The organism is Candidatus Pantoea multigeneris, assembly GCF_011752615.1.
GTDB lineage: Bacteria > Pseudomonadota > Gammaproteobacteria > Enterobacterales > Enterobacteriaceae > Pantoea > Pantoea multigeneris.
On record NZ_VWXF01000002.1, the window covers coordinates 400,011 to 416,789 of the forward strand.

A 16,779-nucleotide genomic window follows, 5' to 3' on the forward strand; every position below is an offset into this window, starting at 1 on the left:
ACTTACTGATACTCAGCTTGTAGCCGCAGTACCTGGCGATTCACTTCAGACATCACACTCAGATGCTGTTTGTCACGGACACGTGGAATCAGCACTTTGCCTTTGTCGAATTCGAATGCGCCAACATCCTTGATGTATAACCTTCCTTTGAACAGCGTTTTCACATATTTCGCAATTTGCAGCGGATTGTAGCGCTGGAAGATCTTCATACTTAACTCCTGTAAATTTTCAATAACGCTTCGTCGTTGCCAAATTCGGTACGAGCTCATGAAGCGCAAATGTCAGAACACTATAGAACATCAGGCGTTACCTATGTTCCTAAAAGCGACTTTTTTTACTGAACTGACATATTATTACAGAAGACTCTGTTATCACCTTCTGCTTATTCAGTATAAACATTCGCTCTGTGTGGATTTGTGTCCTGCCTTGCAAAGCTACAATTACTGTACGACAGGCGCATCATCCTCGTCGGATATTGCAGTAAAATGAAACAACTGGTCGAACCACATAAGGAATTTATCTGATGCGAATTTTCCCTCTGATAGCCACAATCGCCCTGCTGTTTCCCGCTCTGGCACTGGCTCATAACCTGAAAATAGGTGAACGTGTACCCGCTGTCGGGGTTAAAGACGAAGGTGAGTTAGTCTTAAAGCAAGATAAGTTCAGCTACCACCCGTGGAACAGCGCTCAACTGGCTGGCAAGGTGCGTGTGGTACTGCCGATTGCCGGACGCTCGTCTGCGAAAGAGATGAATGCCGCCATGATTGAAGCGATTAAGAGTGCTAACTTCCCGCGCGACCGCTATCAAACCACCACTATCGTCAACACTGACGATGCCATTCCGGGTACCGGTATGTTTGTCACCAGCAGTATCAAAAGTAATAAACAGCAGTATCCGTGGTCGCAGTTTGTCATTGATGATAACGGTAACGTGCAAAAGGCCTGGCTGCTCAAACCCGCAAGTTCAGCCGTAGTGGTATTGGATAAACAAGGCGTAGTGCGTTGGGTAAAAGATGGTGCGCTGACCGATAAAGAGGTGCAGCAGGCGATTACGCTGCTGCACGAACTACTCAAGTAGCTTAGAGGATTGAGACGCGGAAACCGGGGTTGAGGAAGGATTCGCGCGGCGTGTAGTCCAGCGTATGGCCTTTCCAGTCATTAACGTGCGCGCCAGCAGCGATGGCTACCGCATGGCCTGCTCCGGTATCCCAGATATTGGTAGGCCCGAAACGGGGGTAGAGCTGCGCTTTACCTTCGGCAACCAGGCAGAATTTAAGTGATGAACCAATAGCCGTGGTCTGATGCTCGCCTAAATGCGTGAGGTAATCTTTCAGCTCTTCGTCTTTCGCCGCATGTGAACGGCTCACCACTACCAGCGGCGGATGGGCTTCTTTGATGTGAATTGGCTGGCGCGGCTGGCCCTGCTCTTCTTTCCACGCCTTACCGTCGGCCGCTGCATACATCACATCTAATACGGGGGCGTATACCACACCCAGCACCGGTTTACCGGCTTCAATCAGCGCGATATTCACGGTGAATTCACCGTTGCGTTTAATAAACTCTTTGGTGCCATCCAGCGGGTCAACCAGCCAGTAGCGCTGCCAGTGCTGGCGCACTTCCCAGGCGGGAGGATCTTCTTCAGACAGCACGGGCGTGGCGGCGTCCAACTGCGCCAGGCCAGCAATAATAATTTGGTGTGCGGCGATATCTGCTGCGGTTACCGGTGAGTCATCGGATTTGCGATCGATATCCAGCGGCGTTTCAGCGTTATATACCTGCATGATGGCATCGCCCGCTTCACGAGCCAGCTGGCAGATTTTTTCTAACATAAGTCACCTCATTGTCTGCAATTTCCGGGCGCGATGCCCTGCGCGTCTCATTTACATTTTAGCAGCCAGGCCAGCCGTAACGATCTCGCGAGCAAAATCCGGAATATTATTTAGACATATCAGTACCATAGTTCTGCATTTGTCACCAGAAACAAAAAAGCCTGAGCCGGGTTCAACCCGACTCAGGCTCTGTTGGCGTGCCGGGAAATTACAGAATTTCCAGCAGCTCCACTTCAAACACCAGGGTGCTGAATGGTGGGATTGAAGCACCCGCACCACGCTCGCCGTAAGCCAGGTTCTGTGGGATAACCAGTTCCCATTTAGAACCCACTGGCATCAGCGTCAGGGCTTCGATCCAACCTGGGATCACGCCACTTACCGGGAATTCAGCCGGTTCGCCACGCGCTACTGAGCTATCAAACACAGTACCGTCGATCAGTTTGCCGGTGTAGTGAACACGTACGCGATCCTGGCGTGCTGGAATTGCACCTTCACCCTGGGTGATCACGCTGAACTGCAGACCAGATTCAGTGCTGTTAACACCTTCACGCTGGGCGTTTTCCGCCAGGAACTTCTGGCCTTCTGCTGCCATGGCTTCGGTGCGCTCACGACGCACGCCTTCCGCACGCTCATGAACTTCACGCAGCGCGCGGTGTACTACATCTACCGGTACTGCCGGTGAGTTCCCTTCCAGCGCATCGCGCAGACCAGCGAGCAGTGCTTCTGGCTGCAGACCCTGCAAACCAGACTCCAGCAACTGCTGGCCAACCTGTAAACCAATACCGTAACTTGCCTGTGCTTCGACGCTGTCAAAAGAAGGGGTAGTCATCTTCGTTCCTTTATCACAAAAATTTGAACCGGCAGCATAGCAGGTGCAGGCCGCTGGCGTAAAATCCCGCGCTGCCTGGATGACTTTTTCCGCTGAAAGATAAACAATACACAAGTCAAATTTCTCAATGCTGACGGGGAGTTCCCGCCAACATTGCCCATACTAATAAAAGGACAAGGTTAACCTTGCCGCAACTGTAACAAGAGAGAACTCATGGGCCAAATCGCCCCACGCCGCCGCAGGACGCGCACTGCGCGCACTTTACCCCGGCTCCCTCGTCTGTGGCCCGTCAGCCGCAGCAGACCAGAGACCGGTGAAGAGGAGGTACACATGGCAACTCGTTCACCATCTCGCTTTGCGGAGTGGCTTTATCGCTTCTGGCATTTTACCGACGGCATCCGTTGGATGGACCCCCTACCGTACTTCCATCGCCGCGGCATTATTATCGCCCTGGTGGTCATTCTGCTCGCCTTTCTTTGGCCGAGTGGTTCTCCTCAGCAGTTTCCCGTGACAACACCAGTTACGTCAGATAATGGCAAAGAAGTGCCGATGCAGGCAGATATTTACAACAACAGCAGTAATAGCAAACCGCAGGCGGACTCACAGGGAAACTGGCGCAGCTATACCATTGCCGCAGGACAGACGCTGGCGCAACTGTTCCGGGATAATAATTTACCGGTAGGTGATGTGTTTGCGATGGCGAATGTGGAAGGCAGCGATCATCCACTGAGCGCCTTACAGACTGGACAGCAAGTGAAGATTCGCCTGAATAATCAGGGCCAGGTGACAGGATTAACTGTGGATGGCAGCAATGGCCCGGTACTGTTTACTCGTCAGGCTGACGGCAGCTTTATCCGTGCGCAGTAAATAGCAGAAACAAAAACGCCGGCACAAGGCCGGCGTTTTCGCATCACTGAGTAAAATTACTCAGCAACTACGCTCACAACCAGTTTAGCGAAGACTTCGCTATGAACCTGGATGTTCACTTCGTGCTCACCAGTGGTGCGCAGAACGCCGTTCGGTAAACGAACTTCGCTCTTAGCCACGTCAGCGCCTGCTGCAGTAATTGCATCAGCGATGTCGCGAGTACCGATGGAACCGAACAACTTACCAGCGTCGCCTGATTTAGACGCGATAGTAACGGTGCCCAGTGCACTGATTTTCTCAGCGCGAGCGTCGGCAGCTGCCAGAACGTCAGCCAGTTTAGCTTCCAGTTCAGCGCGGCGAGTTTCGAAGAACTCAACGTTTTTCTTGGTAGCAGGAACAGCTTTGCCCTGTGGTACCAGGAAGTTACGAGCGTAGCCCGCTTTAACGTTAACCTGGTCACCCAGGCTGCCCAGGTTTGCTACTTTATCAAGCAGAATAACTTGCATTACCTTATCCTCTTAAAGTCGTTAATGGACAGTTGCCGATTACTGATGACGATCAGTGTATGGCAGCAGGGACAGGTAGCGAGCGCGCTTGATGCAGCGAGCCAGCTGACGCTGGTATTTTGCACGAGTACCGGTGATACGGCTCGGGACAATTTTACCGCTTTCGGTAATGTAGTTTTTCAGTGTAGCGATATCTTTGTAATCAATCTCTACAACGCCTTCCGCGGTGAAACGGCAGAACTTGCGACGACGGAAATAACGTGCCATTTGGCTAGTCTCCAGAATCTATCAATTCAATCTGCTCGGCATGTAACACCATACGCGTTTGTCCATTGCGTGCCTGATGGCAGCTAATGAAACCTTCGAGTATAAGTTGCGTACCGACCGTTATATGTTGAGTAATCACCTGATGATGATTGCCGCTGATAATCACCGGCATCTGACACCAGGCTTGCCGGTGGAAACCGGCCTCTTCCTGCACTGAACGGTGCTCAAGCACAAACTGACAGTGCGGGATGCCTGACGGGCTGACTTTGCGTACGGGCAGTGTCGTAACAGTGCCGGACAAGCGCAGTCGATTCGCCGTCACGCGCGATTACTCTTCAGAATCCCCAGCATCTGAATCATCAGCCGATTCGTTTGCGAAGTCTTCGCGACGATCACGACGCTCATCTTTCGCTTTAACCATCGGAGATGCTTCAGTTACCGCGTGCTTAACGCGCATAACCATGCTGCGGATAACGGCGTCGTTGAAGCGGAAGTTAGTTTCCAGCTCATCAATCACTTCCTGCGGCGCTTCTACGTTCAGCAGAACGTAGTGTGCTTTGTGCAGTTTGTTGATTGGGTAAGCCAGCTGACGGCGGCCCCAGTCTTCCAGGCGGTGGATCGTGCCCTGTGCACCAGTGATAGCACCGGTGTAACGCTCGATCATGCCAGGAACCTGCTCGCTCTGGTCAGGGTGGACCATAAATACGATTTCGTAATGACGCATCGAAATTGCTCCTTACGGATTATTCAGCCTCCTGTCGGGGTCAGCCGCGGCCCATGGAAGCAAGGAACGTTATAGGCTGTGTAATCTACACAACCTGAGAATGCGGCTGAAAATTGACGCGTAATCATACTGATGTGCCAGGGGAAACTCAAGCGAACAATTCATCAAATCTGCCTGCAATCGCCTGTTACCAGGCGTTTTCGTGCTATTGCGCCTCTTAAAGGTGGTGCTTAAAAAAGCTCACTAGTGCAGTCAGGGCTGCCGGGGTGATTTTATGGCCAATATGCGGCTCTGAAAGCGAAGTGAGCTGGGCATCCCACTGCCGCTCACGCAGTGCCTGATCTAAGCGTTGCGTTTCAACAAACGGCACCACTTCGTCGGCCTCGCCGTGCCATAAAAACAGCGGCCGCTGGCTCAGTTTTTCCAGCTGCTGGCAGGGGTCGTACTCCGCCAGCGGTGCCATCGTTGCCGCAAAAACCTGCTGCTGCTCCGGTGTCTTTACCTCCAGAGGGGGAAACAGGCGGTGGCTGAGCTGCATAAAGTAGCCCGATCCCATCAGGCAGGCGATGCTGTGAAGATGCGGATAACGCGCCATGGCACCGAGAGCCGTCATCCCACCTTGCGAAGCCCCAGCAACGGCAAAGCGTTGGTTATCAACCCAGTTGTGCGCGCGTAGTGCAGCCTCGAGCGCCGGGACTTCATCAATATTGCTTTTCAGGATCTGCCAAAAATGGGCCATGCGCGTTACGCTGTCCCCGTCGTAGCGGGCACCATGCATGGCGGAGTCCGGTATCACGGCACGAAATCCCGCCTGAGCCAGCGCCACTGCAAAATAGGCGTAGACCTCTTTTGAGGAGGTGAAACCATGCCAGAACAGCACCGTCGGCAAAGGTTGCTGCTGAGAGCCCGCAGGCGCGGCGTGCAGGCACTCAATGCCTGCCAGCGTTTCCGTTGTAAGTTCTATCATGTTTCCTCCTGCATCATGGTCAGCGCCCAGTGTAAGTCGCTGGCAGGAAATGACGAAATCGTTCACACTTCGGACAGATGAAATTTCTTCAGGAACCGGTATGCGCCTGTGTCTGTTACTCACAACCGTGCTTTTAATCAGTGGCTGTTCGTTGATCAACCCGAAGCCAGAAGCACCACCAGCGCCTACCGCACAGGCGCAGGAGATCAATCGGGCACAGAGCTATGGCTTAACCCGGCTGGGAGAGGTAAGCGTGAGTGTGATCGGTTCACCGGATGATGCCCAACGGGCTGTGGCAGCGCGCGCCAATCAGGCTGGCGCGACCTACTACCAGATTCTGCTGGTTGATGAGACCATCAGACCTGGCCGCTGGTACGCCAGCGCAATCCTGTTTGCGCCGGCGTCCCCTGCCCAGCGGGCATCCTTTCCCGCAACCCACTAAGCCATGAACTGGCGCACCAGTGGGCCATAATATTCCAGGTTAAGCTGCTGCATGACCTGAACCCCAGCTTCCCGCATCGCATCGGCATCATTTTCCAGTTGGTCTTTGCGAAGCAGGACATTGATTCTTTGCGTATAGGCTTCTGGGTCAGCCACAATGTCTTCAATCGCTTCCTGCGCTTGCTTGTACTCAGCCGGATAACGTCGTTTGAGTACATTTTGCATCGCCGGATTACCCGACAGCCAGCCAACAAACCCCTGTTTCTCTTCATCCATAACCTGCTGACGCGCCGCTTTGATATCCGCCTGCGTGACGTGAGAAACCTCAAAGAAACGCATATCTTCGGTATCAATTGGAAGTTTAAGCTGGCCGCGCAATTTGACCTGGTAAGCGAGATAGACCTCGATGGGATCAACCGCACGCAGGCGAGCGACGTGTTTGCGTGCAATACCATCCAGCAGTTCCAGACGGTACAGTCCCCGCAATGCCTGCCTTAATCCTTTGGCATCGTGATCGTAGCGGCCACGATTAACCTCAGCAGTGGTCCGTAATTTCTTCATCTCGTTATAGGCCAGCGACACGCGATCTTCACAGCTGTCTGTCGCACAGTGGCTGGCCGTAAAACTCTGCTGCCGCAAATCGCTATCGCCTTCCAACTCATCAAGCCATGCCCTGACACGCACACGAAACGCCTCGCTTTCGTAATTGACTGTCAGGCGTAAACGATCGAGAAACTGGGAAAACTCGCGCGCTGATTCCTCATTGGCGAAGGTAGACCAGTGCTGCAATTTGGTGCCAGAGAGACCATCCGCAAACCAGTCTGAAACGGCGAGTTGTAGCTGCCTTGCTGGCTGAGAACCTGATTCAGCCATAGAGAAAAACACCACGGGCCCGCTATACCCTGGAGCATTGGCAGCCTGTCTCGCTTCATCAATGACCCGCGGCGAAAGGGGGTTGTGATCCAGATAGACCTGCGTCTGCGGGCGCAGTTGCCAGATTGAATCGTCCAGGCTACGCATGCGGTTATGGGTCAGGCGCAGCTGATCCAGATTAGGTAAGTCACTGTTTAACCCCGCCAACTGGCGAAGTTGATTCGCCATCACCGAAACTACCGTTAAGCGTGGCATCGGCTGCCTGTTCAAGCCTGCGAGGCTAGTTAATGCATTGCCATCCAGGTAAAGGCAAAGCAGGCCCGGCATGGGGTGATGAAGATTCACCTGCTGCAGTTGGCTACAGCGGTTCAAGATCAACGTGTTAAGCTGCGGCATTGTCGCATCAATATCAGCCTGTTGTAACAACGGTGCCCGGTTAATCTCGATCCGGTATAACTCATTGAAATCGCCCTCAAAACGCATTTGTCGCAGATTTTCAACATCACGCATAAAGAGCGATGTCAGTTTTGGCTGATGACGTAGCGTCAGTTCAGGCGACGCGAGGCGAATCCCCGATAATTTGAGATCCTTTAACAACGGCATACTTTCCGGCAAAACAGCGGTGTAATCCCGTCCGGCTTGTGCTATCGAGACCTGGATATGTAACCGTTCCAGCTCTGGCATGTTAGACGGAAGCTGGAACGTCGAGCTGGCTGGCGCACCTGAGATATCAATATGTACGATGCGCATGGAGGCGGGAATACGGTCGCCAAAGAAGGTCCAGAGCGCTGCGGGTGGCATGTATTTTGCTGACCATTCCGGCAGTTGGCGGTGAATATCCAGGAGAGTGTCCGCCATCATCTGTTCCAGCTGATTACCCGGAATACGCTTTAGTCCACTAATAAAATCAATCGACCCGACTGTGTTTTTGACAATCCCCTGCTGAATCAAAATATCTTTGAGCGCCACACGTGCGGTACGCTCCATTAACCCGGCTTCCAGCGCCTGTGTGGTCTGTTTCCAGCAAGAGAGGTAGCGCTTTGCCCAATTCGGCGGTGTTCCCGACGTAGCCAGCTCTGACAAGAGTGCCGCTTGCAGCAACGTAGAATCCCTGGTCGGGAAGGTAAACCGGTGTAGATAGGCATCAACTTGCTCTCGACGCATTAGCCCATTACGGCCGGTGAGATCCATGATTGCCAGCTCGCGGCTTGCGCGGACATATTGATTGATACTGGCACCGTTTAGCCGCAACTGTATCAGGTTTGCTTCCGGGTGCCTGACAGCACTGCTCTGAATGACCTCTGCGACCGCCTCACCTTCAGCCTGACTATGTACCACTTGCTTTGCTGTCAGAATACTGGCGGGTTTTCCTGGGTAGAGATCGCAGATGTGTTCACTCAGGGCATATTGCATGGCCCACTCAGGCGGCGGCAGCGGTGTGACACCAGATGCATCTGTACGCGCCTTTAGCAGCCATGCACGTAACGCCTCCCCCTGCTTTGTTGCAGGAAAATCAAAACCGTATAACGCCCGCTGGGTAAAAACTGCTGATAATGCGGGAGAGGGTGCAGGCGGAGAGATGCCCGCCGCACCCAATGCGCGCCACTCCTGGCCCGGAATCACATACTGATGGTAGCGAGTGGGAAATTGGCCGGACCGCAACGCTCTGATCAAATTGCGCTGGAGTGAATAAGCCTGTCCACCATGGCCAAAGTCAAAGGCGCGGAGAAAACTTTGTAAAACATGCTGATCTTCGGCGATGCCAGTCAGCACGCTGTTCTGCCGCGACTGGCCCGCCCCGCCACCTTTAAGCCCGCCAGTATCAAGCTGCCATCGGTTATCACGAAAGACAATTTTGGGGCCTGCGGCATGGGGTTTTGCTGGATCGCGCAACCGTACCGAGCGCCAGCCATTATCGGAATAGACCTCGAAAACCTTGCCCTGATCCCGGATATAGACCTTATCTGCCAATTGCCAGAATTCACCGGGCAGATCCTGACGTGGCTGATAGCGAGAGCCAGCATCAAGCACAGTTTCAGAAACAGCGACCTCAGAACGTAGCCGGCCCTCTGCATCAATCGCCTTACGCCATCCCACCACCTCTTCAACAGCATCACCCACTTGCTGCGGTGTAGTGAGCTTGCGCCCCACCAACCCTGAGAGTTTTTTTACTGAACGGCCTGCGGTTTTTAATAACGTGCTGAGTGCTGGCAGGCCATCAGCCGCATCCGGTAGCAGCAGCCACGTATTGAGTAAGGCGCTGTCTGTTTCCCCCTGCTCCAACTGCCGGACAATATCCCTTCCACCTTGTGCTATGAAAGGCAGCATTAACGAGCCACAAGCCAGTTTAAAAGTACCACCAGTACCTATACACGCTACCGCTGCGCCATACCCCGCCATTTTCATCAGCAGTTCATTGATAAAGTGCTTACGCGTATAGCGGTTGGCTTCCGCCCTGGCAATCAGCTGTTCAAAATAGCGAGTGGCTCCCTCTTCCAGGCCCGAAAGCGCCACCGCATCCAATGTAAAGTGACTACCGGAAGCCATATTGAGCACGTTATCAAGCTGAGTAAGATCGCCCGGCGCTGTCAGATTACGCAGTAAAGGCCGGACATTAGCGCCATCTTCAACCACATAGGCAAGAAAGGTCGACGAGGGCAGTAGGCGCTGGCCGTAAATGCCGGGCGGGAAATAGACAAAAGCCCGTTCGTCAGGCTCTGACGACGCCAGTTGGACGGTGTAGACCTCAGGGAGCGTAATTTCTAATGGATAAACCATACCGCCTGGCGCATAGCGTAACCGGCAGTCACTTAACCTGTCATTTGGGTAACGAGTACCTTTCCCACCCCCCGCCATACGCTCCATCAACGCAATAATACGTTCTTCATCGGCAACGGAAATCATCCCCCCTTCACGTGCCGACTCTGCCGCACGCTCTACATTCACTTTCTGTGATGTAATCCATGCGTTACGCAAGGCTGAGCTTTTCTGTATATGCTCACTGCGTAAATGGCTGCCGTAACGCTCAATGACGTAGCCACCTCTGAGCTGCGATACAATCCGCCGCTGTAGGCCGACATCGCGATTCATATTATCCAGCGCACTAGTGGTCGTCTGATTGAGGATCAACCCCTGCGGGATCTGGGTAATTCGCACTTCGCCAGGCAAGCGCTCATTATTCGTGGCGGAGAAAAACTGATACAACGAACGGGCACCTTCGGCCCCCAGATGAATAATCCGCCCAGGCAAATGACGGGGAGAGACAAAAGTATTGTCACTGTGCAAAGGGTTATCGTCAGGGCGGAGGCGATAGAGGTTATCCGCCCACTCACTCAAGCTCCCACGCAGGCCATTTATCGCGATTTCGATCCCATCTGGATCGAGTAAAGTCGCATTAAAACGGATATGACTTTGATTGAGCGCACGGGAAAAATCCGCTGACACTTGCTGCCGCAAATACGTATCAAACTCCGTGACATCACTTTTTATCAACGCTGAAAACTGCTGCTGTGCTAGTTTCTGGCGCTCACCGAGCAATGTGGCTGATGGACTGTTAGCGATGACTGACCGTACAGCGGTATGAATAAACTGATTCAGTTTCTCCTGAAAATCGCTTCCCGGAAGAGGTTCAGCGCGCAGCTGGCAATGTTTAAGGCTGGGATTCAGGCTGATACGATGGAAATAGCGTTCCAGTGCGAGGCGTTGCAGAGGCGTTGCGGCCATTAATATCTGCTCACGCAGCATGCTCTCTTCAGCGTTGGATGTGCCATTGATATTGCTGGTGAGTACTGCTTGCCCCAGCCTGCGCATATCAGGAAACTGCTGAAAACTGGCCTGCTCAGGGAAGTAATTCCATGCATGTAGGCTGTTATAGAGCACCACCCCCCTGGTACTGTTACGGTCGCTCTGCTGCTCCATAATCAGCGAATGCGGCAAGGTGATTTTCTGCGGTAGCGTTTTATCCGTTCCGGTGTAATACCAGCACAGCGTGCCCGTGGTGACGTCAGAAGCATTACGCTGCGCGGACTGAACAATCTCCAGCCCTTTCAGCCAGGCGTTATCTCCTGCCCCCAGTTTGCCGGTGTACTCCGCCTCCTTTAGTGCGAGGCGAAAATGCACACGTAGCAGATCCTGTTGTTGCGCTGTCGCATTTTTGTCTTCGCTATGGCGCGCAAGCTGATCGACTGCCATCTGGTAACGCGTATAAGACTTCATCCACAACACTGCTTGTTGTTCTGTTAATGCCGGCGCTAATCCGAGTTTGTTCAGCACTCGCCAGACGCCAACCTGAAACAGATTCTCTGTAACGGCGTGAGTGCGCCTGGCAGCGTGCTGATTGCGATTATTGCCGGTGACGAAGGGAAGTAAAGTGATTGGGGAAGGACTGGTGTTTAAAGTGGCAAGCATATCAATCTCCTGATGCGGGCCTGATTGGCCTCTGGAAACTGGGTGCTCAGCCACTGGCGAGTGTTCAGTCAGTACTTCCCACTTTATGCTTAATCCGTCAGATTGCCCTACCCGCCGATAGCGCGGAGCAATAAACGCTGGCTTAAAAACTCATCTAGCCCTGTATTTTGGCGTGAACCCAACCATTGCTGACACCAGGCATCGGCCAAAGGAGGCTCAGCACATTGCAACAGTTGCGCACCGATGCCGAGGAGTAATAGGGTTTGCGCCACTTCGCGGCCTTGTGCTTCCTGTAGATGGCTATGGAGCGATCGTAATTTGCGCCAGCAGGCATCAAACAGGCGGTTGCTGCCTTTTACTGCATCAAACTCTTGCTGCAACATGGCTTCCATGCCCGGTTGACGTTGTAGCGCTCGCAGCACATCAAGGCACATAATATTGCCCGATCCCTCCCAGATGCTGTTCACCGGCATTTCACGGTAAAGGCGCGGGAGTTCGCTCTCTTCGCAGTAACCAATGCCCCCCAGGACTTCCATCGCCTCCGCAACAAACGGGATGCCCGCTTTGCAAATGCCATATTTTGCCACTGGCGTAAATAACCGGGCATAGAGTCGTTCATGCTCGTTGGCTGGCTGGGACCAGGCTCTGGCAAGGCGGAGCAGGAAAGCGGTTTGCCCCTCAAGCTGTAGCGCCTGACTCGCCAGCACCTGGCGCATCAACGGCTGTTCCACTAAGCACTTACCCATCGAATGCCGCTGATGAGCATGATACAGCGCAACAGAAAAGGCGCGTCTCATCAGGCCATGGCTGCCTAACGCGCAGTCAAAGCGCGTCATCCCGCCCATTTTCAGGATCAACCGAACACCTTCGCCCTCTTCCCCCAGCAACCAGCCGCTGGCATCAAGAAACTCCACTTCGGCGCTGGCATTGGCACGGTTGCCTAGCTTGTCTTTCAGGCGCTCAATGCGTATCGCATTACGACTGCCATCCGGCAGCAGACGTGGCATGAAAAAGCAGCTTAATCCCCCGGCGGCCTGCGCCAGCACCAGATGCGCATCGCTCTGTGGCACGGAGAAAAACCACTTATGCCCCGTGAGGCGATAGACTTCCCCCGGCCCGCGACGCTCCAGCGGCTCAGCACGGGTGGTATTGGTCATGACGTCACTGCCCCCCTGTTTTTCCGTCATGCCCATGCCGATCAATAAACCACGTTTTTCCGCGCCGGGCTGAGCATGCGTGTCATAACGGTCGCTGAGCAGGCCGGGTCGCCAATCGGCAAACGCAGAGGGTAAAGCCTGTTGTAACAAGGGAATGGCCGCATGGGTCATGGTAACCGGGCATAAAGTGCCAGCCTCAACCTGAGCATGCAAAATGAAGCGCGCAGCGCGTGCTACCGTTGCGCTGGCTGGGGCATCGGGCTGCCAACTGAGATTGTGTAAGCGGCTGGCGCAAACCCCTTGCATCAGCAAATGCCATGCAGGATGAAACCGGACTTCGTCGATGCGCTCACCCCGTCCGTCATAACGGAGCAGTTCGGGTGGGCTGGCATTGGCGATACGTCCCAGTTCGAGGGATTCAGCGCTACCTAATTGCAGGCCGACAGAGGCGAGCCAGTCGGTATCCCATTGGGCACCTTCACGTAACAGGGCTTCGCGCAGCGGCAGGTCAGAGAGGAAAAGATTGCTGTTACTCAGCGGATGCGGCTGATTAAAAACAGGATGTGTTGTCCAGGTCATAACCACTCCTTACGGCACATTTCTTTAAGTATGAAACGCGCTGGTGGTTATGCCTGGTAAAAATACGCAGATTTATGCGGAGGCTCACAGCCCGCGCTGGCGTACCGCTTCGAACAGGCAGACGCCAGTGGCAACCGAAACGTTCAGTGAAGAGACGCTGCCGGCCATTGGAATGCTGATCAGTTCATCACAGTGTTCGCGCGTCAGGCGGCGCATACCTTCGCCTTCAGCACCCATCACCAGCGCCATCGGACCGGTCATTTTACTCTGATACAGCGTGTGATCGGCTTCACCTGCTGTACCTACAACCCAGATGTTGTACTCCTGCAACAGGCGCAGTGTGCGAGCCAGGTTGGTTACGCGGATCAACGGAATGTTTTCCGCTGCACCGCTGGCGACTTTTTTTGCGGTCGCATTCAGTGAAGCAGAACGGTCTTTTGGCACAATAACCGCATGCACGCCTGCGGCATCTGCACTACGCAGGCAAGCGCCAAGGTTGTGCGGATCGGTAACGCCATCCAGCACCAGTAAAAACGGCTTTTCCAGGCTCTGCAGCAGGTCAGGCAGATCGCCTTCCTGGTACTGACGGCCCGGTTTTACCCGTGCCACGATGCCCTGATGCACACCGCCTTCAACTTGCTCATCCAGCCACTGGCGGTGCGCCACCTGAATGATAATCCCCTGAGCTTCCAGTGCCGCTACCAGCGGTTGCAGACGACGATCGTCACGCCCTTTCAGGATATAAACTTCCTGGAAACGCTGTGGTGCGCTGTCCAGCAGGGCCTGGACGGCATGGATACCAAAAATTATTTCGCTCATTACTCTACTCGACGGTCTGGCAAGGTTTCAGGTGACTTCAGGTGCTTCCGGTGGAAGCACCTGAACGGGCATCAGGCGCTGTCGGTTTTTTTCTTCGCCGCGCGCTTTGCCTTAGTGGCGGCGGCGATTTTACGGGTTTTTGCCGACGGGGTTTTACTTTTTTTCTCTTTCTTCGCTTTGGTGGCGTTTGGCTTGGCGTCGCGGAAGGCGCTATCAGGCTCAAAATTACCTTTACGTCCCGCATCACGGCGGCGTTTGGCCGGGGCAGATTCGCTGCGTTTTGCCTTCTCACGGGCGGTTTTACCCGCACCGCGCGGCTGGCGTTTGCTGGAGATGAGCGCAAAATCAATTTTGCGTTCATCCATATGCACCGCTTCAACCCGCACTTCTACCGTATCACCCAGACGATAAGTCTGGCCGCCAGATTCGCCGATCAAACGCTGGCCCACCTGATCAAAGCGATAGTAGTCGTTATCCAGCGACGAGACGTGCACCAGACCATCAATGAACAGATCGTTGAGACGCACGAAGAAACCAAAGCCGGCAACGCTGGCGATAACCCCCGTAAAGACGTTACCCACCTGATCCTGCATAAAGTCGCATTTCAGCCAGTCGGCGACATCACGCGTGGCTTCATCTGCGCGACGCTCGGTCATGGAACAGTGTTGTCCCAGCTCCAGCATCTGCTGCATCTCGTAGTGATAGCCGCCGGTTTCCGTGGTGATACCTTGCAGATCGCCCTGATCTTTCGCGATCAGGTACTTGATCGCACGGTGCAACAGCAGATCCGGATAACGACGGATCGGTGAAGTGAAGTGCGCATAAGAGGCCAGAGCCAGGCCGAAGTGGCCACGGTTTTCCGGGTCATACACCGCCTGCTTCATGGAGCGCAGCAGCATGGTTTGCAGCATTTCTGCATCTGGACGATCGGCAATTTGTTTCAGCAGTTCAGCGTAATCGATCGGCTGCGGCTTATTGCCACCCGGCAAGCTCAGACCCAGCTCATTCAGCACGGTACGGAAGCTGGTGATGCTGTCATCGCCTGGACGGTCGTGATCGCGGAACAGCGCTGGCTCATTATTCTTCTCGACAAAGCGCGCCGAAGCGATGTTGGCGAGGATCATGCACTCTTCAATCAGTTTATGTGCATCATTGCGCGAAGTACGTTCTACACGCTCAATGCGACGCTGTGCGTTGAAGATAAATTTCGCTTCTTCGGTTTCAAACGAGATGCCACCACGCTCAACGCGGGCAGCTTCCAGCGCCTGATACATGTTATGCAGTTCTTGCAGATGCTTGACCAGTGGCGCGTATTGCTCACGCAGCTCTTCATTGCCCTGCAAGATATTCCATACTTTGTTGTAAGTCAGGCGAGCATGGGAATTCATCACCGCTTCGTAGTGCTTGTAGCCCGTGAGTTTGCCGCTGGCAGACACCGTCATTTCGCACACCATACACAGGCGATCGACCTGCGGGTTAAGCGAACACAGGCCGTTTGACAGCACTTCTGGCAGCATCGGTACCACCTGAGACGGGAAGTAAACCGACGTCCCGCGCAGTTGGGCTTCGTGATCCAGAGGCTGGCCTGGGCGGACGTAGTAGCTGACATCGGCAATCGCTACCCATAAGCGCCAGCCACCACCGCGTTTTTTCTCGCAGTAGACGGCATCATCGAAATCTCGTGCATCTTCACCATCGATGGTGACCAACGGCAGCTCACGCAGATCGACACGGCCTTTTTTCGCAGATTCCGGTACGATTTCGCTGAACTTCGCCACCTGTTTCTCCACTTCAGGAGACCAGCTATGGGGAATTTCATGGGTGCGCAATGCCATATCCACCGCTAAACCGGTGTCCATGTTTTCACCCAGCACTTCAAGAATTTTACCGATCGCTTTAGTACGACGTGTTGGACGCTGTACCAGTTCCACCACGACTACTGCGCCCATCCGCGCGCCCTGCGTATCTTCCGCTGGGATCAACACGTCAAAGCTCAAACGGCTATCATCAGGCACGACAAACGCTGTGCCTGCATCGGTAAAGAAGCGGCCTACAATTTGGCTGTTACGCGGTTCAAGCACGCGCACTACGCGAGCTTCACGGCGACCGCGGCGATCTGCACCCTGCGGCTGTGCCAGGATCACATCACCGTGCATACAAAACTTCATCTGCTCAGCGGAGAGGTAGTAATCATCTTTTTGCCCCTCGGCGCGCAGGAAACCATAGCCATCACGATGGCCAATAACATTACCGCGCAGCAGATCAAGACGTTCTGGCAGGGCATAACACTGACGGCGAGTGAAGACCAACTGGCCGTCACGTTCCATCGCGCGCAGACGACGACGCAGCGCTTCCAGCTGATCTTCGTCCTGTAAATTTAGCGCCTGCGCGATATCATCGCGGTTGGCGGGTTTTTCACGCTTTTCCAACAGAGCCAGAATGAATTCGCGGCTGGGAATTGGATTGTCGTACTTTTCAGCTTCTCTATCCTGGAAAGGATCTTTTGACATATCG

The 16,779-nt window shown here is 54.0% G+C and carries 15 protein-coding genes; 3 read left to right on the forward strand and 12 right to left on the reverse strand.

Annotated elements, in window-relative coordinates; genetic code table 11:
• Positions 1-2 precede the first annotated feature (2 nt).
• Positions 3-209, reverse strand: coding sequence for a DUF1107 domain-containing protein (locus F3J40_RS07300; RefSeq protein ID WP_017347430.1), 207 nt, complete (start codon positions 207-209; stop codon positions 3-5).
• 314 nt (positions 210-523) lie between these two features.
• On the opposite strand from F3J40_RS07300, the gene F3J40_RS07305 reads away from it, so the two are divergent.
• The gene (locus F3J40_RS07305; protein WP_167013321.1) at positions 524-1,078 is read left to right on the forward strand and encodes a YtfJ family protein; all 555 of its coding nucleotides are present in this window, start codon (positions 524-526) and stop codon (positions 1,076-1,078) included.
• 1 nt (position 1,079) lies between these two features.
• On the opposite strand, the gene cysQ is transcribed toward F3J40_RS07305, so the two are convergent.
• Together cysQ and bamJ are read right to left on the reverse strand one after the other, a co-directional pair.
• Positions 1,080-1,829 (reverse strand): 3'(2'),5'-bisphosphate nucleotidase CysQ, encoded by a 750-nt coding sequence (cysQ, locus tag F3J40_RS07310; protein ID WP_167013322.1) that lies wholly within the window; start codon positions 1,827-1,829, stop codon positions 1,080-1,082.
• Positions 1,830-2,037: 208 nt separating this feature from the next.
• Positions 2,038-2,658 (reverse strand): BamJ family beta-barrel-assembly machinery protein, encoded by a 621-nt coding sequence (bamJ, locus tag F3J40_RS07315; RefSeq protein ID WP_017347427.1) that lies wholly within the window; start codon positions 2,656-2,658, stop codon positions 2,038-2,040.
• 213 nt (positions 2,659-2,871) lie between these two features.
• Between bamJ and F3J40_RS07320 the strand changes: the two genes are divergently transcribed.
• Positions 2,872-3,525, forward strand: coding sequence for an OapA family protein (locus F3J40_RS07320; RefSeq protein WP_167013324.1), 654 nt, complete (start codon positions 2,872-2,874; stop codon positions 3,523-3,525).
• Positions 3,526-3,581: 56 nt separating this feature from the next.
• Here F3J40_RS07320 and rplI read toward each other — a convergent pair whose 3' ends face one another.
• From rplI to yjfP, 5 genes are all read right to left on the reverse strand, one after another.
• A complete protein-coding gene (rplI, locus tag F3J40_RS07325) occupies positions 3,582-4,031 on the reverse strand; it encodes a 50S ribosomal protein L9 (RefSeq protein ID WP_017347425.1) in 450 nt (149 codons plus the stop codon).
• A gap of 39 nt (positions 4,032-4,070) precedes the next feature.
• On the reverse strand, positions 4,071-4,298 hold the full coding sequence (gene rpsR / locus F3J40_RS07330) for a 30S ribosomal protein S18 (RefSeq protein ID WP_002210155.1): 228 nt from the start codon (positions 4,296-4,298) through the stop codon (positions 4,071-4,073).
• Positions 4,299-4,302: 4 nt separating this feature from the next.
• Positions 4,303-4,620, reverse strand: coding sequence for a primosomal replication protein N (gene priB, locus F3J40_RS07335; RefSeq protein ID WP_017347424.1), 318 nt, complete (start codon positions 4,618-4,620; stop codon positions 4,303-4,305).
• A 6-nt stretch (positions 4,621-4,626) separates the two neighbouring features.
• The gene (rpsF, locus tag F3J40_RS07340; protein WP_007892026.1) at positions 4,627-5,022 is read right to left on the reverse strand and encodes a 30S ribosomal protein S6; all 396 of its coding nucleotides are present in this window, start codon (positions 5,020-5,022) and stop codon (positions 4,627-4,629) included.
• Positions 5,023-5,239: 217 nt separating this feature from the next.
• Positions 5,240-5,989 carry an esterase gene (yjfP, locus tag F3J40_RS07345; protein WP_167013326.1) on the reverse strand — a complete coding sequence of 250 codons (750 nt, stop codon included), beginning with the start codon at positions 5,987-5,989 and terminating at the stop codon, positions 5,240-5,242.
• Positions 5,990-6,089: 100 nt separating this feature from the next.
• Between yjfP and bsmA the strand changes: the two genes are divergently transcribed.
• Positions 6,090-6,431, forward strand: coding sequence for a biofilm peroxide resistance protein BsmA (gene bsmA / locus F3J40_RS07350; protein ID WP_167013819.1), 342 nt, complete (start codon positions 6,090-6,092; stop codon positions 6,429-6,431).
• On the opposite strand, the gene F3J40_RS07355 is transcribed toward bsmA, so the two are convergent.
• The 4 genes from F3J40_RS07355 to rnr all read right to left on the reverse strand — a co-directional run bounded on the left by F3J40_RS07355 (position 6,428) and on the right by rnr (position 16,775).
• On the reverse strand, positions 6,428-11,710 hold the full coding sequence (locus F3J40_RS07355) for an NEL-type E3 ubiquitin ligase domain-containing protein (protein WP_167013328.1): 5,283 nt from the start codon (positions 11,708-11,710) through the stop codon (positions 6,428-6,430). The genes bsmA and F3J40_RS07355 overlap by 4 nt on opposite strands.
• A 107-nt stretch (positions 11,711-11,817) precedes the next feature.
• Entirely contained in the window at positions 11,818-13,446 is a 1,629-nt protein-coding gene (locus F3J40_RS07360; protein WP_167013330.1) for an isovaleryl-CoA dehydrogenase, read from the reverse strand.
• A gap of 84 nt (positions 13,447-13,530) precedes the next feature.
• Entirely contained in the window at positions 13,531-14,265 is a 735-nt protein-coding gene (rlmB, locus tag F3J40_RS07365) for a 23S rRNA (guanosine(2251)-2'-O)-methyltransferase RlmB (protein ID WP_017347419.1), read from the reverse strand.
• 71 nt (positions 14,266-14,336) lie between these two features.
• Entirely contained in the window at positions 14,337-16,775 is a 2,439-nt protein-coding gene (gene rnr / locus F3J40_RS07370; protein ID WP_167013332.1) for a ribonuclease R, read from the reverse strand.
• Between the last annotated feature and the right edge of the window lie 4 nt (positions 16,776-16,779).

Bases quoted from the DNA above. Each gene is read 5' to 3' on its own strand.
- F3J40_RS07320 (WP_167013324.1), top strand. From the start codon at position 2,872: ATGGGCCAAATCGCCCCACGCCGCCGCAGGACGCGCACTGCGCGCACT.
- bsmA (WP_167013819.1), top strand. From the start codon at position 6,090: ATGCGCCTGTGTCTGTTACTCACAACCGTGCTTTTAATCAGTGGCTGT.
- bamJ (WP_017347427.1), bottom strand. From the start codon at position 2,658: ATGACTACCCCTTCTTTTGACAGCGTCGAAGCACAGGCAAGTTACGGT.
- yjfP (WP_167013326.1), bottom strand. From the start codon at position 5,989: ATGATAGAACTTACAACGGAAACGCTGGCAGGCATTGAGTGCCTGCAC.
- cysQ (WP_167013322.1), bottom strand. From the start codon at position 1,829: ATGTTAGAAAAAATCTGCCAGCTGGCTCGTGAAGCGGGCGATGCCATC.
- rplI (WP_017347425.1), bottom strand. From the start codon at position 4,031: ATGCAAGTTATTCTGCTTGATAAAGTAGCAAACCTGGGCAGCCTGGGT.
- rpsF (WP_007892026.1), bottom strand. From the start codon at position 5,022: ATGCGTCATTACGAAATCGTATTTATGGTCCACCCTGACCAGAGCGAG.
- F3J40_RS07300 (WP_017347430.1), bottom strand. From the start codon at position 209: ATGAAGATCTTCCAGCGCTACAATCCGCTGCAAATTGCGAAATATGTG.
- F3J40_RS07355 (WP_167013328.1), bottom strand. From the start codon at position 11,710: ATGCTTGCCACTTTAAACACCAGTCCTTCCCCAATCACTTTACTTCCC.
- rlmB (WP_017347419.1), bottom strand. From the start codon at position 14,265: ATGAGCGAAATAATTTTTGGTATCCATGCCGTCCAGGCCCTGCTGGAC.
- F3J40_RS07305 (WP_167013321.1), top strand. From the start codon at position 524: ATGCGAATTTTCCCTCTGATAGCCACAATCGCCCTGCTGTTTCCCGCT.
- rnr (WP_167013332.1), bottom strand. From the start codon at position 16,775: ATGTCAAAAGATCCTTTCCAGGATAGAGAAGCTGAAAAGTACGACAAT.
- F3J40_RS07360 (WP_167013330.1), bottom strand. From the start codon at position 13,446: ATGACCTGGACAACACATCCTGTTTTTAATCAGCCGCATCCGCTGAGT.
- rpsR (WP_002210155.1), bottom strand. From the start codon at position 4,298: ATGGCACGTTATTTCCGTCGTCGCAAGTTCTGCCGTTTCACCGCGGAA.